This window comes from Ruminococcus sp. YRD2003 (assembly GCA_900109435.1).
In the GTDB taxonomy this organism is placed as follows: domain Bacteria; phylum Bacillota; class Clostridia; order Oscillospirales; family Ruminococcaceae; genus Ruminococcus; species Ruminococcus flavefaciens_G.
Map to the genome: position 1 here is coordinate 73,047 of FNZT01000004.1, position 15,014 is coordinate 88,060.

Below are 15,014 nucleotides of genomic sequence, written 5' to 3' on the forward strand. Positions count from 1 at the left end.
CTATGCTCGATATTATGCGTTTTCAGTTCCGTCAGCTGATAAGGAAAAAGGTAGTCTATGCCATCACTCTGCTGATATTCGTTGTTCTGTTCATGTGTATGTTTTTCAGCGGTTCGGCTGAAGACCCCGTCACTAAGGCGTCCGAATTCGTGCCCGAAATGCTGTCGGTATTCATGGGATGTGCGGCTCTCGCGGCGGGGGCGCTCGTGGGAATGGTCAGCGGCGACGATATGTCCGACAAGACTATAAACCACGAGATAATGGCAGGCAGGAGCCGTGCCGCGTCCTACCTCGGGCGCGTGATACCCGTGCTCATCGCAGCTCCGATAGTGGCGCTGATAGTGTACGGAGCTCCGTTCCTGCTGTACGGCGCGCTGTACGGCTGGGGAGATACTCTCCCCGCCTCTGCGGTGCTGGTGCGGTGCCTGCTCGCAATGCTGCCCATGCTGAGGCTGTGCGCCTTTATGGCGATGCTCACCTTCATTGCCAAGAATGCGATGTTGACAGTTGCGGCTGCAATGGCGCCGAGCTTCATCACCATCGGGCTTGCAACGGGAGAGGCGCAGTCCTCTGCAATTCTCAGCAGACTCATGGAGCGCCCGTGGCTTATCAGCGTCGCAGACCTCGCGTTCTATGGCTCGTTCGACAGCTGGTACACCTACGACCTGAATATGAATATGTATATGACGTACTACCCGTCGATACCTGCGGGAAATATAGCTCTGACGGTGATTCTTTCGCTCGCGATGACGGCGGTGTACATCGTCATCGGCTATCACTATTTCCACTTCGATGACATGAACTGAAAGGAGGCGGCACTATATGAAGCTTTGGGACATAATAAGAATCTGCGCGTGTATCGTCTCCTGCGGCGTACTGTGGTGGGCGGCAGGACGCTCGGAAAAGATAAAGAGCCCGAAATGGCGCAGACTGTGGCTGCTTGCGCCGCTGCTCGCTCTGCCGATAGACAAGCTCGGGCCCGAGCTCTCGATGATACCGCTGTATATCGGCGCGGTGGTGGCGTTCTTCGGCTTCTTTATGCAGAAAAAGCAGGCAAAGCGCGTACTCGCGCTCGCGGGGGCGGTTTGCATGGCGCTGAGCTTCCCCGTCTGCCTGCTGAATCCCCGCTATCGCGCCCGCGACTTCAAGGGCGACTTCGAGAAGCTCTACGGCTGTATGCGCGAACACTACGTTCTCACCGAACACAAGGGCATCGACTGGGACGCCCTCTATGACGAGTATCAGCCAATCTTCGCCGACATAGACAAGCGTCAGGACGTCGGCGCGAACGCGATAGTGTGGGGAAGATTCTGCGGAGAGTTCCACGACGGTCACGTCAATTATGTCTACAGCAAGGATGCTGTCGGAGATGTGAACAAGGCCCTGAAAGAGGCTCTCGGCAACGACTACGGGCTCGCGGTCATGCACTGCACGGACGGGAGCTTCGCGGCGGTGAATGTGGACGACAGCCTCGCGGCTTACGGCATACACAACGGCACCGTGATAACAGCGTGGGACGGCAAGGCTCCCGACGAGGTGAGCAAGTCCTCGCCGCTGTATGACTGCAATATCTTCTCCTACAACGAGGAGATCGAGGAGGGAAACTTCGAGATAGCAAGTTTCCCCGACATCGACAATGAGGTCTTCTGGAGCGCGATATTTGCGGCGGGTATCGGCGGAGACAGCGTCGAGGTAACTTATATCGCCGACGACGGCTCGGAGCAGACAGCCCGCCTCTCAAGAATAGGCGACTACGCCGAGCGCTTTGCCGACACGCTCAAAAAATTGAATAATGGCGTGAATATCGGTAATCTCCAGTGGAAAAAGGTGAGCGATACTGTCGCTTGCCTCCGCATCAAGGGCATGAGCTTCGACTCGAAGTCCTATGACTCCGCGGACGACGACGCCTACGACGAGATGAAGTACGAGCTCCGCGAGACTATACTACGGTATCAGTCCGAGGGCGTGAAGGACGTCATCATCGACCTGCGAAGCAATGGCGGCGGCTCGCCGCATATGGTCAACGGTGTGCTTTCGCTGTTCGCGCCCAAGGGCGAGCACTACAGCCTCACCAACGCCGTGTGGGACAGGGAGAACTCCTGCTGGGCAAGAAACGAGGACGGCAGCTATGTCCGCGGGGACGATATCACCTATCAGGGTGAGCAGCTCCTCGGCGACGGCAGAGTCATCGTCATTGTCAATTCCCAAAGCGTCAGCGCCGCGGATATGATGACAAAAGAGGCCGAGAGTCTCGATAATATGACGGTCATCGGCTTCACGGGCCCTAACGGTTCGTCGCAGGCTGTGGGAATGAAGTCGGCGCGGAACGGAAGTATCAGCTTCTCGAACTGCATCGTTCTCGATAATGACGGCAGTATAATGATAGATTCGGGTACCGACAGGCAGAGCTCCAACGGCGACGGCGTGCAGATAGTGGAGTTCGGCTCAGAGGCGATAAGCGCACTGTTTGACAGCGGCGAGGACTATCTCCTGAACACCGCTCTGGAAATGCTTGAACATTAACACAAAGGGAGCAGCTTTAGGACTGTATTCATACAGAAGCAATACGGAGTATTTATTGAGGGAAACCCTTTTGAAAAAGGGTTCTCCCTCAAACTCCCTTCCTAAAACTTTCAATTTAAATTTTGCCCCTATGGGGTACTCTACTGATACGAAAAGAGTAAGTCTTTCTTTTCAATGAGAGTACCCCATAGGGGCAAAATTTGGACTAAAAGTCTTTGGAAGGGGGCTCGGGGGAGAACCTTTCTTCAGAAAGGTTTCCCCCGATAAACATCCCGTAATGCTTCCGTATAGGTACAGTCCTAAAGCTGCTCCCTTTGATCAGTGGCGAGGGCACTCGGCGGGGAGCTCGCCCTCGCGGTAGTAGCCTGTTTCCGTTTTCGGGCACCCCTTTCGCGCGAGACCGCCGCTCTCGGTGCAGTATTCCGCAGTGATGACGCTGCTGTCGGGCGTGAAAGTCTTGACCTGCCTGTCCGCGCGCTCCATAATGGCTTTCCATATGCTCGCGGGGAGCTTGTACTCGGTGCGGTCTATGACGGAGTTGCCGTCGTCGTAGCCTATCCACACCGCTGCGCTGTATTCGGGTGTTGCTCCGACAAACAGTCTGTCCGTATCGCTGCCGTAGTCGTTGTCGACCGTGCCTGTCTTGCCGATGACCTCGCTGCCGTCATCGAGGCGGGCTGCCTGCGCGATACCGTCGTCCTTGCAGATATTGTAATACAGCAGACGATTCATTATCCATGCGTCGGCTGAGGTGAGAGCCTGTATCTCGGTGCTCTCACGCTCGGCGAGGATGTTGCCGTCCTTATCGGTCACGCGGGTGTAAAAGCGCGGCGCGGAGTATATGCCTCCCCTGCCGAAAACACTGTATGCAGCCGCAAGCTCCGTCATCGGCACCCCTCTCTCAAGGTAGCCGAGTGAGATGGAGGAGATGTCGGCGTCGCGGTCGGTGAGGGTAGTGAAGCCGAGGTTTTCCCGCATGAATGCGAGACATCTGTCGCCTCCGAGCTCTGTGGCGAGCCGCACGGGCACGGTGTTCTTCGACTGCCTGAGCGCGTAGGTCACTGTGATGTCGCCGTCGTAGATGCGGTCGTAGTTGCGGGGCCATGCATTCGGGGTGTTCGCGTTTATCGTCGGCTCGTCGTGTACCGTCGAAGAAAAGCTTATCATGCCCTCCGCAAGCGCAGGAGAGTACACGGACAGCGGCTTTATCGACGAGCCCGTTCTGTGCAGTGTGCGGTATGCGCGGTTGTAGGCGGTGTTGCCGCGGTTGCCTGCCGCAATGGCGATGACGTCGCCGCTCATATTCGTCACCGCGCAGGCTGACTGCGGGAATATGTTCGGCACGTCGGAAAAGCTGCTCGGGTCGGCGTAGACCTCGTCGACTGCCGCCTGCATGGAGGGCGAAAAAGGCGTTTCGACCGTCACGCCGTCGGAGTAGAGGAGCTCGAATGCCCTGCCGCGCTCACAGCCCTGCTGCTCGGCGATATCGGTGACTATCTGTTCCGTCATGGCGTCGAAGTAGGCGTTGTCGGGGATTCGGTTCGCGTACTGAGCCTGCGGGCTGACCGACGAGGCTGCTCTGCCGCCCGTGAGTGCAGGCACATAGTCGGCGGGGGAGGCGGCTATCTCAGCCATTGTCTGCCATTCCGCATCCGTCAGCGATGAGGCGTACTTGCCGAAATAGACTACGGAGGCAAGCCCTACGCCGAAAACGTTCTCGCCGAAGTATATGCTGTCTGCGTTTTCGGGGGTGAACTTTACTCCCGCCGCTTTGCAGACGGCTTCGGGCTTTGACGGGTCGAGGTCACTGTAGCTGACCTCGTAAAGCTGAGATACGGGCAGTGTGTATTCGCTGCCGTCTGCCGCCTTTACCGCGGGGGCTGAGTATGTATGCGGTGCGCTCCCCTTGTCCGAGCACGCCGCCAGCGGCAGACACATCGCTGCCGCGATAAATGCTGTGAGCTTATGCATTTGCCTTCTCCTTTCCGAAGTCTATGAGCATTCCGTATGCTGCTCCGAGGAAGAGCCAGAATGTCGGCTCGACTGCGATATTGCCGTCGTTGACTGTGCCCTCGGTGAGGAAGCCGACTATCCCTGCGCACAGACATACGAAGAACAGCTTGTTCCTGTCGGCGAGAAGGGCTTCCTTGTCCCATTTAAGAGCGCTCTTCGCACTGCCGAGGAGGAAGGCTCCGAACAGCACGAGAAGCGCGATGAGCGCGGGTATGCCGCAGGTCAGCGCTATCTGGAGGTAGCGGCAGTGGGGCTTGTCGACTATGAGGTGGTATGTTCCGTTCGTGTTGCTGAGACCGACTATGTCGTTCTGCACGAACTCGAACGGGAAGCTGCCCATGCCCTTGCCGAAAAGTATGCACTCCTTCAGTATCGGCAGCGAATTCGCCCATATATAGCCTCGTCCCGTAGCTATGCCGTAGAAGCGCGTGAGGGAGCTGTTCGCCATGGGCGCGGCGGGGATGTCGCCGAGGAGCGTGCGGTTCTGCGCGATGAGCTTCAAGCCGTCGGTCGTGACGGCAAAGTCAAGAGAGCTGTCGTAGCCGAGGTCGACGTACATTATGCCCTCGACAAGCACGATGTTGATGTCGGCGTCCTGCGCGTCGTCGTGTATCAGCAGGTGGGTGCGGTCGGAGCTGTCAGCCGTGTACTTCAAGCCCTTGTCCGAAACCGCGGAAAGGGTCTCTCCGCTCTCGTACGGGGGCGTTATCGTGTAGCCCGAGCCCTCTGCGGCGATGCGGAGCTCCCTGCCCTCTATCTCCGCGCTTTTCAGCGTGTATACCGACGGTTCGGATTCGTATGTGCCCGCGTTGGTGACGCTCTTGATGATGTTGGAGGTGAAGTCGTGACCCGTGGCAAGGTCGAGTGCTATCGTCAGCACCGCAAACGCCGCCGCTGCCGCAAATACGGCTCTCAGCGGTATCAGGTGCTTGATGATGAAGTACGCGAGCAGGCATACGAGCTCCGCGGCGATAACGTAGAAGGCGGCGGTTGCGTTGGTCATTATGCCTGCTGCGAATACCGCTGCCGCAAGCGCTCCCGCAGCTATGCGTGAAGCCGCTTTTTTAGCCGCAAATACGGCGTATACCGCTATCGGGAAAACGAGTACGAAGAACTCGCCCGTGTAGTTGGAGTTGTAGAAGGTCAGCACCGATTCGCGGAAGTCGTTGCCGATAGTGAGCGACTCCGCCGCTGTACGGTACTTCGCGGGCGCTATCAGGTACTTCATGAACGGCAGCTCCATAAGCGGCGTTACAGTGTACTCGAATATGGCGAGCAGCGCCGATACCGCCGTGAGCGTGAGGAACGCTTTGCGGAAAAATCCCGTCATCCGCGCGCCGCTTATGTAATTGATGCCGAAAAGGAATATCACGCTGTAGGAGAATATGGCGAGAAGCCCCTCGTATTCGGTGCATAGCCCGAACAGTACCACTTCCTTGTGCTCCGATAACAGCGCCGATATGCACGCGAACAGCAGGTACGCTCCCGCACAGACTGCGGGAAGCAGCCCCCTGCGCGTGAACAGGCGGTTCTCCCTGCACGGCGCGTCGGGGAATATGCGCTCTCCGACTGCGTACAGGCATACTCCGCACGCGATGACAAGATATACTACCTCCTTGCAGTACAGGAACCAGTCTGCGTACAGTCCGTTCGTGTTCGCGAACAGCTCCGACGAGCGCCCCGTGAGCTTGTCGATGTGCAGCCTGACCGCATACACCGCGAACAGCAGCGCGCTGATGACCGTCACCGTGAATATCCTGCGATAGCGCGGCAGCTCGGACACTGTGCTGCGCTCTTTCTTGCTCTTTACTGACATTTCGGCTTACCTCCGTATCAAGGCAGCGCTGCACAAAGTCAGCCTGCGGCTTTGCACAGGTGCTGACCGCGCTTTCTCGGCGCGGGCTTCGTGCGGTGCTGCCCAAACTGATTACTATTCTACCACATTTCCCCGACGTTTGCAACTTTTTATGCGCGCCATGCGCCTTGCTGCCTCGTACCCCCTTGACAAACACGCAAGCTTGTGGTATCATATATCCTATACAGCAAAGCTTTGACGAGGAAGGCTTTATCCATTCCGCCGCTTTCCAGAGAGCTGCCGTTCGGTGCGAGGCAGCAGCTGCACGGATAACGCTCACCGCCTCCGAGCTCGCCCAATAAGCGACGGGTGCTCCCGTTACAGAGCCAATGAGATACGGAGCATACCTCCGTGTGAATCAGGGTGGAACCACGGTATTTTATCGTCCCTTGTGCCTATTTCAGGCGTGAGGGGCTTTTTTGTCACCTTGCGCGCGGGAGGTGAAGATTTGAGCAATATCAAGTACAACGAGCAGGAAGAGGCTTTCGAGCTCCCATACAAGCTGTGGGACGAGACTGCGAATGTTCGCTTCTACGTCGGCGAGGAAGCCGATATAATCAAAAACCTTAAAGACGTCGCCGCGAAGCTCGCTAAACTCGACGGCAGCCGCCGACAGATCGCAGAGCTCCTCATTGATGACGGCTTCTACGAGGGCGGCGACCCCGATGCCCTCGCGAAAATTCTCGCGCTCGCCAATGTGTACGTAGATTTCGATGACGAGGATATCGTCCTCTGCTTCGATGTCTCCACCGACGACGGCTTTATGAAGGCGCCCGCCCACGTCGAGCTGTTCGGCGAGTTGTTTGAATTGACGGGGTGGGTCGAGTGATATGGACAGACCCGTGCGAAAGGATATCCGCCTCGGGAATTACGATTATTCCCGAAACGGCGCGTATTTCGTGACAATATGTACGAAGGATAAAATGTGTATATTTTGGCAGAATAATGACAAATATACGGCGTTGAAGGCGGATACCGACAATCCAAGCGTAGGGGCGCATTCCGTGCGCCCGCGATGTGAAAGCAAAATTCGATTATCCGAATTTGGAATTGCAGTAAAAAAATCATTCAAAACGGTTGCGGCATATTATCCGATGATTCATTTTGATAGGTATGTAATTATGCCAAATCACATTCATGCAATAATCATAATCAATGCAGGCGATGTGATTGGCGGGCGCACGGAATGCGCCCCTACATTATCGCAAGTAATCAAAAATTTCAAGGAAAATGTGACCCGTAACATTGGTTTTTCCGTATGGCAAAGATCGTTTTACGACCGCATTATCCGAAACGAGCAGGAATACCGCGCGTTTTGGGAATACATCGAAACGAACCCGATGACATGGGAAAACGACGAATTATTCAGCAAAGAATAACATTATAAGGAGAGATAACCATGATAAAATTAACATTGAAGGACGGAAGCGTCCGCGAAATTGAATCGGCACAGCCCGCGTCCGAGATAATCAAGGGCATCGGCATGGGTCTGTATAAGGCTGCCTGCTGCGTCAAGATAAACGGCGAGGTCAAGGACCTCCGCACCGTTATCGACAGCGACTGTCAGTTCGAGGTATGTACTTTCGACGTTCTCGACGGAAAAAAGACCTTCTGGCACACCGCTTCGCACATTCTCGCTCAGGCTGTAAAGCGCCTCTACCCTGCGGCTAAGCTCGCTATAGGCCCTGCTATCGACAACGGCTTCTACTACGACTTCGACCTCGAAAAGCCCTTCACTCCCGAAGAGCTCGAAAAGATAGAGGCCGAGATGAAGAAGATCGTCAAGGAGGGGCTCGCACTCGAGCAGTTCGAGCTCTCGCCCGCCGATGCTGTCGCTAAGCTCAAAGAAATGGACGAGCCTTACAAGGTCGAGCTCTGTGAGGAGCACGTCGGCAAGGGTGAGCCTATCTCGTTCTACAAGCAGGGCGAGTTCACCGACCTCTGTGCGGGGCCTCACCTTATGGACACTTCCGCTGTCAAGGCTTTCAAGCTCATCTCATGTACGGGCGCTTACTGGCGCGGCAACGAGAAGAACAAGATGCTCAGCCGCGTTTACGCTATCGCTTTCCCCAAGGCTTCTCAGCTTGACGAGTATCTCAAAATGATCGAGGAGGCTAAGCTCCGTGACCACAAGAAGCTCGGCAAGGAGCTCGGGCTCTTTATGTTCGACCATACAGCTCCAGGTATGCCCTACTGGCTCCCGAGAGGCTGGAAGCTGTTCAACGCTCTGCTCGAATACTGGAGAGGCGTTCACGAGGACCACGACTACACCGAGATTTCAGGTCCCGTACTCTCCAAGAAGGAGCTGTGGGTGACATCGGGCCACTGGGACCACTATCAGGACGGTATGTTCGTTATACCCGCTGAGGAGGATAACGAAGTTTACTGCGCTAAGCCGATGAACTGCCCCAATGCTATCAAGGTGTATATGAACAGACAGCGCTCGTATAAGGAGCTCCCGCTCAAGTTCAATCAGGTCGATGTTATCCACCGTAAGGAGAAGTCGGGCGAGCTCAACGGTCTCTTCCGCGTTCAGCAGTTCAGACAGGACGACGCTCATATCCTCGTTTCCGAGGAGCAGATAGCTTCCGAGATAAACGATATCATGGATATCGCGACCGAGATGTACAACACCTTCGGTCTCGAATACAAGGCGGAGCTCTCTACACGCCCCGACGACTATATGGGCGACATCAACGTCTGGAACAAGGCTGAGGCTGACCTCAAGGCTATCCTCGAGGATAAGTACGGTCCCGACGGCTATGAGCTCAATGAGGGCGACGGCGCATTCTACGGCCCTAAGATAGACCTCAAGATGAAGGACGCTATCGGCCGTGAGTGGCAGATGGGCACTATCCAGCTCGACTTCCAGCTTCCCCTCAACTTCAAAATGAAGTACATCGCTTCCGACGGCTCCGAGAAACAGCCCGTTATGATACACCGCGCTATTTTCGGCTCGTTCGAGCGTTTCATCGGTATCATCACCGAGAACTTCAAGGGCGCTTTCCCGTTCTGGCTCTCGCCTATGCAGGTGGGTATCGTGCCTATCCGCACCGAGCATAACGAATACGCAAAGAAGGTCGCTGACCTCCTCAAAAAGAACCGCATCAGAGTCGAAGCCGATTACACCGACGACAATATGAAGAACAAGATCAAGAAGTTCAAGGACTTCAAAGACCCGTATGTTGTCATCATCGGAGACAGCGAGGCTGCAAACGAGCAGGTATCTATCAATATCCGCGGTAATAAACAGCTCAAGAACGTGCCGCTCGATAAGTTCATCGAGATGTGCCGCACTATGAATGAGGAACACTCGCTCGATGTCATAGATACGCTTTGATATAACATAATAAGCTCAAAGCCCTGCTGCGGTAATACGGATACCCATATAGAAGTATTAAGCCATAGTATTTCTGATATACAGTCAGGGGTACTATGGCGCTTTTATTGACACTACATTTATGCTGTGCTATAATGTTCACAGACAGGAAACGGAATTTTAAGGAGGTTTTTATAGTGAACGAATTATGTATGATAATAAAAGATATGGTAAAACCGAATTTCCTTAATATCAGAACGTCTATCCAGACCTATGACAGAGATGCGATATGCTGCGGTGCTCCGTGTTGGAGATGGGCATATCATGCACTTCATTCAGCTGATAAATGGTTTATAAATCCTTGTGTATATGATGAACCGCCTTTTCATGAAGAAGGACTTGATAATCCCGACAAGCCTGCTTCTGTTGTCTTGTCTGATGAGCAGCTTCTTGATTATCTTGACAGTGTAGAGAAAAAAACATACGCATATCTTGATTCTCTCACAGATGAAATGCTATATGAATGTCCCGAAAACTGTGAACATACGAGAATGGAACTGGTGCTAAGACAATTCCGCCATATTTCGTTTCATACGGGAATGCTTAACGGACAGACTGCTGTAGCAACAGGAAAATTTCCGATGTGGGTCTCTCAGTCTGATAAATATGTTGATGACGGTATTCTTTTCGGCAGATACCGAAAGGGACAAGTTACAAAATAAGATATGATAATGTAAACTCTGATTATAGCAGCCGTATAAAATGCAATGCCCCGAAGCAGTTGAAGTGCTTCGGGGCAAAACTTATATATGGGTATCCGTATTATCGCAGCAGGGCTTTTTGTCTGTTTTTGACAGTTTTTTTGCCTCCGGTATGCCGCAATTTCGTCGCCGAAATTCCGAAATGAAACACGAGAATGCGAGAGATTAAGAGGAAAACAAAGAGAATCAAAGAGAAACTTCATTATAGATTGAAAAAAATCTCGCAAAACTCTTGACAACTCCTTCTCTATCAGGTATAATTAGTCTTGCACTGTCGGGAAATCGCTTGAATCCCCCGACCAAAATAATTCTTACGGAGGAAATAATTATGTCAACTACACTGGCTAAACCCGCTGAAGTAAGCCGTACTTGGTATATCCTCGACGCTGAGGGCCAGCCCCTCGGTCGTGTCGCTGCCAAGGCTGCACATATCCTCAGAGGCAAGCACAAGCCCACCTACACTCCTAACGTAGACTGCGGCGACCACGTTATCATCATCAACTGCGAGAAGGCTGTCCTCACAGGCAGAAAGCTCGAGCAGAAGAAGTTCTACTGGCATACAGGCTGGATCGGCGGCCTCAAGTCCATCTCCTACAAGGATATGATGGCTGAGCAGGCTGACAGAGCTATGACTATCGCTGTAAACGGTATGCTCCCCAACAACACTCTCGGCAGAGCTCAGCTCAAGAGACTCAGAACCTACAAGGGTGCAGAGCACAAGCAGGCTGCTCAGAAGCCCGTTGCTTACGAATTATAATAAGGAGGAGCTTTGAAATGTACGAATCAAAAGTAAAATACTACTACGGAACAGGCAGAAGAAAGCACTCCGTTGCAAGAGTTAGAATAATCCCCGGTTCAGGTAACGTTACCATCAACGGCAGAGGCATCGACGATTACTTCGGCCTTGAGACCCTCAAACTCATCGTTCGTCAGCCCCTCGCTCTTACCGATAACCTCGATAAGTTCGACATCGTTTGCACTGTTGCAGGCGGCGGTGTTACCGGTCAGGCCGGTGCTATCAGACACGGCGTTTCTCGCGCCCTCCTCGAGTTCGATGCTGAGCTCCGCCCTGTCCTCAAGAAGGCCGGATTCCTCACTCGTGACCCCAGAATGAAGGAGAGAAAGAAGTACGGCCTCAAAGCCGCTCGTCGTGCTCCGCAGTTCTCAAAGAGATAATCAGACTTATCTCAAATCGCCGTATTTTCGGCACTTTTCAGACCTTGCAAATGTGCTTTGGTACTTGCCTGGTCTTTATCGAAAAGATTTTCAAATCCGTCTCGTTTATCGGGACGGATTTTTTACTTTCATGAGAGTTTCAGTGTTATAAGGTCAGCCACCTTTGACTTAGTGGATTTCAGTACATCAGCATAAATGTCAGCTGTGATATTGATGTCCCGATGACCGAGATGCTCAGAAACGACTTTAAGGTCAACTCCGCTGTTCAATAAAAGCGTAGCATTACAATGGCGGAGCTTATGCAGGGTGAGGTCTTCAAACTCCGTTCCCTTTGTAAAGCGTTTCAGAGAATGATAGACAGACTGTCTGTCACGGTAGTTGCCCAGGGCTGATGTGAAAACCATTTCAGGATGAGCAAACTTCTTTCCGAGTACTGCCGACATCTTGTCGATATAGGCTTTCTGCTCCCTTAAAATAGAAGCAAGGACTTCGCTCATACCGATTACCCTGTGACTGCTCTCCGTTTTCGGTGAGCCGAGCTTATGTTTACCGCCGATGTCGGTGAGGTTGTGATTGATCGTTATAGTCATTTCCTCGAAGTCAATATCCTCCCACATCAGCCCCAGACACTCGCCCGAACGCATTCCTGTATAGAGAAGCACCTTGATGATACGCTTAAAGTCCTCGTCCCACGGCTTTGTATCTAAAAGCTCCATAAAACGCTTGATCTCGCTCTCATTAAGGGACATTTTCTTCTTTTCGTCCCTTTTCTTCGGGAGAATGACGTTGTGACAAGGCGATTCACGGATAAAGCCCTGCTCAACACCCCTGCGGAAGATGCTCTGTATCACCACATATACCTTCTTTACGGTCTGAGGATTCAGGTCATAGGACTTCATGATCCTCGTCAGCTTGGGAGTAGTGATTTCTTTGAGCTTCATATTACCGAGAACAGGCTTGATATGGTTGTTATACTGCCCTTTATAGGTGTAGGCGGTACTCGGCTTCAGCTCAATGGGAGCGTAGTTCTCAAAAAACCAGTCGGCAAGCTCCGAGAAACGCATATTCTCATTCAATTCCGTGTAGTCCTTGCACTTGTTCTCAAAGTCATAGGCAAACTGCTGTGCGAGCTTCTCAGCTTTCTTGGGCGTAACGCCCTGTGGAGGCTTGAAGGTAGTCGATTTAACAATCTGCTTGTGTTCTGTATCATATCCGAGGGATACCTTTATTCTGAAAGTATCGCCTCTCTTTGTAATAGTAGCCATATGATATTCTCCTTTGATATCGTAGATTATGGCATACTCCTGTATGTTGTCATTATATCACTTCTACGCTTTAAAGTCAATACAAGATACATAAAGGTAGTATGCCATATCTTCCCTTGGAGAAAAGAATCAAGAGAGTTTCTGCGGGCTCGCCGAGCTCTTTTTGAGCAGCTCATCTACACGGGAATCCATTCTCTCTTCTTTTTCCTTTGAAGCATAAATGAGCCTCTTTATAAGCTCGGCTTTCTCGGGAAGAAAGGCTATATTGAACTTGTCCCCCTTCTCAAAGTAGGCGAACTTGATATAGTTTGCCTCCAGAATCCCTTTTTGTTCCTCGGAGATAACGAGATATTGCAGCTTCTCGCTCTTTTCCTCGGCTGATTCCTTCAATTCCTTGTATATCCGCTGATTCCTAAGCTTCGCGTTCTGTGCGTCGAGCTCGTCTGCCTTCCCCTGCATTTCTATCAGCTCCAACAGGAAGTCCCTGTCCTTTTCTTTTATTGTGATAGTCACGCTATCATCAGCCTTGTGTATCTTCGCGGAATACAGTATCGGCTGATTCACCAAATACAGCAGCCTCTCTATCCCGACCTTACAAGTATAGATTTCTCCTGCAGTGGTCTTCAGCTCGTCATAGCTGATGTTCCCGAACGGGATATACGTCTTGGGCGGAGATTTCTTCAGCTGCTCCACCTTCCTGTACCTCACGGGATAGGTGTATTTTTTTCTCCGCTGCGGAATGAGTACAAGTATCGTCAGAGCTTTCATCACAAATTCAAACAGGCTTCGAGAGTATAACAGCGACCTCTCCGTCTTGCGTATGAGCTGCTCCGTCCTGTTATCTCGGACTATCTTCCCCGATACTGACGGCAGATAGCCGTTTTCTTTAAATATGTGCTGCTCGTACCGCTCATAATTGCTCCTGCCTGCTGAGTGAAACTGTCTTCTTGGAGTCTTGACGGGTTTCTTTTCGGGCTGAGGGACATAATATCCCATGAGTTTCTCGAGGTTGTCCTTAGTGTACTTCCCTCCGAACTGGCTCGCGAGAGTGTCGACGCGTATTCCTTTCTTCTCGCCGTTCTTGGTCAAGGTGATATGAGCGTCGGTATACCTTATGATAATAATTATTGTTGTTGCCAACTGTACTTAGTATGCCATATATGAAAATAAAAAAAGTGGTATGACATACCACACTTGTTGTATGTCTGCATTCTGCGGAATCCATCCGTTGCAGATGCGTTTTCTGAGTAAATTTTCAAAAAAGTTATAAAAGGGTATTGACAAATTACGAAAACTAACTTATAATATAGTTAGCAAAGGTGATACAGATATTCCTTTGACTAATCGTATAAGGAGGATTTCTTTATGGTAAAGAGATCATGTAAAGGAAGCAGTTGTATAGGATATCTTGAAGACAGAATTGATGAAATTGATTTTAATTCTGATACTTCAAGGAACGGGAAGTTTAACCGTGCTATCCCAAAAGCACAGAATCGTACACTTGAGGAACTGAAAAATGATGCGAAGGAATTAAAGAAGTTTAAAAATAAAATTCCTAGTGACGTGGCATTTCCTACAGCTTTACAGGTTACGGTAGATGAAGAACTTGAAGATGCATTGACTGAAGTTGAAGAAAACATAATGTCTGCATTGAATCTGACAACCTTGCAGACTAAGTACGAAATTGAATTGATATGGTTTATTTATCTGTGCGAATTACAAAAGGAAGTTATGGAGGTTGGTGAGAAAAAAGCCAAAGAGGAAGACTTAACGGGACCAGAGATGGTAAAGATACTTGTAGAGATCCTTATGCTTAATCGTGAACAGGACAAAAAGGTAATTGAAGAGGTAAAGTCGGCTCTTCTTAAGTGGGAGGTGTGAGCATATGAAACATCCATTTAATGCACTCACAAGAGCTGATGTAGAAAAGCTCAAGGTAAAACCTATATCGGTAGCAAACGCCGGAAGTGGTGTAACATACAATTTCACGACATCACAGCTTGAGGATGCTATTAATCATCTGAAAACTCTTTATACAGGAATTGTAAGGAATTCGTTCGCTGCAAAAATTCTTTTGTTGAACGAAATCCACTAAGGAGGAC

Annotated in this window: 14 protein-coding genes; 10 read left to right on the plus strand and 4 right to left on the minus strand. The window is 51.4% G+C overall.

The window, feature by feature from the left end; genetic code table 11:
* Positions 1-2: 2 nt before the first annotated feature.
* Positions 3-806: an ABC transporter permease subunit gene (locus tag BMX22_RS03235; RefSeq protein WP_074740614.1), complete on the plus strand. Its 804-nt coding sequence runs from the start codon at positions 3-5 to the stop codon at positions 804-806.
* 16 nt (positions 807-822) lie between these two features.
* Entirely contained in the window at positions 823-2,523 is a 1,701-nt protein-coding gene (locus BMX22_RS03240) for a S41 family peptidase (protein WP_074740616.1), read from the plus strand.
* A 318-nt stretch (positions 2,524-2,841) separates the two neighbouring features.
* Here BMX22_RS03240 and BMX22_RS03245 read toward each other — a convergent pair whose 3' ends face one another.
* Entirely contained in the window at positions 2,842-4,494 is a 1,653-nt protein-coding gene (locus tag BMX22_RS03245) for a transglycosylase domain-containing protein (RefSeq protein ID WP_074740618.1), read from the minus strand.
* Positions 4,487-6,352, minus strand: coding sequence for an O-antigen ligase family protein (locus tag BMX22_RS03250; protein ID WP_074740620.1), 1,866 nt, complete (start codon positions 6,350-6,352; stop codon positions 4,487-4,489). The genes BMX22_RS03245 and BMX22_RS03250 overlap by 8 nt, the downstream gene beginning before the upstream one ends.
* Before the next feature lie 487 nt (positions 6,353-6,839).
* Between BMX22_RS03250 and BMX22_RS03255 the strand changes: the two genes are divergently transcribed.
* The 6 genes from BMX22_RS03255 to rpsI all read left to right on the plus strand — a co-directional run bounded on the left by BMX22_RS03255 (position 6,840) and on the right by rpsI (position 11,647).
* On the plus strand, positions 6,840-7,220 hold the full coding sequence (locus BMX22_RS03255; RefSeq protein ID WP_074740622.1) for a hypothetical protein: 381 nt from the start codon (positions 6,840-6,842) through the stop codon (positions 7,218-7,220).
* 1 nt (position 7,221) lies between these two features.
* Positions 7,222-7,770: a transposase gene (locus BMX22_RS03260; RefSeq protein ID WP_074740624.1), complete on the plus strand. Its 549-nt coding sequence runs from the start codon at positions 7,222-7,224 to the stop codon at positions 7,768-7,770.
* A 20-nt stretch (positions 7,771-7,790) separates the two neighbouring features.
* Positions 7,791-9,731, plus strand: a complete 1,941-nt coding sequence (gene thrS, locus BMX22_RS03265) for a threonine--tRNA ligase (RefSeq protein ID WP_074740626.1) — start codon at positions 7,791-7,793, stop codon at positions 9,729-9,731.
* 176 nt (positions 9,732-9,907) lie between these two features.
* Positions 9,908-10,432: a hypothetical protein gene (locus BMX22_RS03270; protein ID WP_081349045.1), complete on the plus strand. Its 525-nt coding sequence runs from the start codon at positions 9,908-9,910 to the stop codon at positions 10,430-10,432.
* Between the two features lie 367 nt (positions 10,433-10,799).
* Positions 10,800-11,228, plus strand: a complete 429-nt coding sequence (gene rplM, locus BMX22_RS03275) for a 50S ribosomal protein L13 (RefSeq protein WP_074740628.1) — start codon at positions 10,800-10,802, stop codon at positions 11,226-11,228.
* A 17-nt stretch (positions 11,229-11,245) separates the two neighbouring features.
* Positions 11,246-11,647 (plus strand): 30S ribosomal protein S9, encoded by a 402-nt coding sequence (gene rpsI, locus BMX22_RS03280; protein ID WP_031562900.1) that lies wholly within the window; start codon positions 11,246-11,248, stop codon positions 11,645-11,647.
* A 128-nt stretch (positions 11,648-11,775) separates the two neighbouring features.
* On the opposite strand, the gene BMX22_RS03285 is transcribed toward rpsI, so the two are convergent.
* Together BMX22_RS03285 and BMX22_RS03290 are read right to left on the minus strand one after the other, a co-directional pair.
* Entirely contained in the window at positions 11,776-12,912 is a 1,137-nt protein-coding gene (locus tag BMX22_RS03285) for a tyrosine-type recombinase/integrase (protein WP_074740630.1), read from the minus strand.
* A gap of 129 nt (positions 12,913-13,041) precedes the next feature.
* The gene (locus BMX22_RS03290; RefSeq protein ID WP_074740631.1) at positions 13,042-14,052 is read right to left on the minus strand and encodes a hypothetical protein; all 1,011 of its coding nucleotides are present in this window, start codon (positions 14,050-14,052) and stop codon (positions 13,042-13,044) included.
* A gap of 225 nt (positions 14,053-14,277) precedes the next feature.
* On the opposite strand from BMX22_RS03290, the gene BMX22_RS03295 reads away from it, so the two are divergent.
* Both BMX22_RS03295 and BMX22_RS03300 read left to right on the plus strand, forming a co-directional pair.
* Entirely contained in the window at positions 14,278-14,793 is a 516-nt protein-coding gene (locus tag BMX22_RS03295) for a hypothetical protein (protein WP_074740633.1), read from the plus strand.
* A 4-nt stretch (positions 14,794-14,797) separates the two neighbouring features.
* Entirely contained in the window at positions 14,798-15,007 is a 210-nt protein-coding gene (locus tag BMX22_RS03300) for a hypothetical protein (RefSeq protein WP_074740635.1), read from the plus strand.
* Positions 15,008-15,014: the final 7 nt, after the last annotated feature.

What these genes read in the sequence shown, in the direction of transcription:
- BMX22_RS03235 (WP_074740614.1), top strand. Translation starts at nt 3, where the DNA reads ATGCTCGATATTATGCGTTTTCAGTTCCGTCAGCTGATAAGGAAAAAG.
- BMX22_RS03240 (WP_074740616.1), top strand. Translation starts at nt 823, where the DNA reads ATGAAGCTTTGGGACATAATAAGAATCTGCGCGTGTATCGTCTCCTGC.
- BMX22_RS03245 (WP_074740618.1), bottom strand. Translation starts at nt 4,494, where the DNA reads ATGCATAAGCTCACAGCATTTATCGCGGCAGCGATGTGTCTGCCGCTG.
- BMX22_RS03250 (WP_074740620.1), bottom strand. Translation starts at nt 6,352, where the DNA reads ATGTCAGTAAAGAGCAAGAAAGAGCGCAGCACAGTGTCCGAGCTGCCG.
- BMX22_RS03260 (WP_074740624.1), top strand. Translation starts at nt 7,222, where the DNA reads ATGGACAGACCCGTGCGAAAGGATATCCGCCTCGGGAATTACGATTAT.
- thrS (WP_074740626.1), top strand. Translation starts at nt 7,791, where the DNA reads ATGATAAAATTAACATTGAAGGACGGAAGCGTCCGCGAAATTGAATCG.
- rplM (WP_074740628.1), top strand. Translation starts at nt 10,800, where the DNA reads ATGTCAACTACACTGGCTAAACCCGCTGAAGTAAGCCGTACTTGGTAT.
- rpsI (WP_031562900.1), top strand. Translation starts at nt 11,246, where the DNA reads ATGTACGAATCAAAAGTAAAATACTACTACGGAACAGGCAGAAGAAAG.
- BMX22_RS03285 (WP_074740630.1), bottom strand. Translation starts at nt 12,912, where the DNA reads ATGGCTACTATTACAAAGAGAGGCGATACTTTCAGAATAAAGGTATCC.
- BMX22_RS03295 (WP_074740633.1), top strand. Translation starts at nt 14,278, where the DNA reads ATGGTAAAGAGATCATGTAAAGGAAGCAGTTGTATAGGATATCTTGAA.
- BMX22_RS03300 (WP_074740635.1), top strand. Translation starts at nt 14,798, where the DNA reads ATGAAACATCCATTTAATGCACTCACAAGAGCTGATGTAGAAAAGCTC.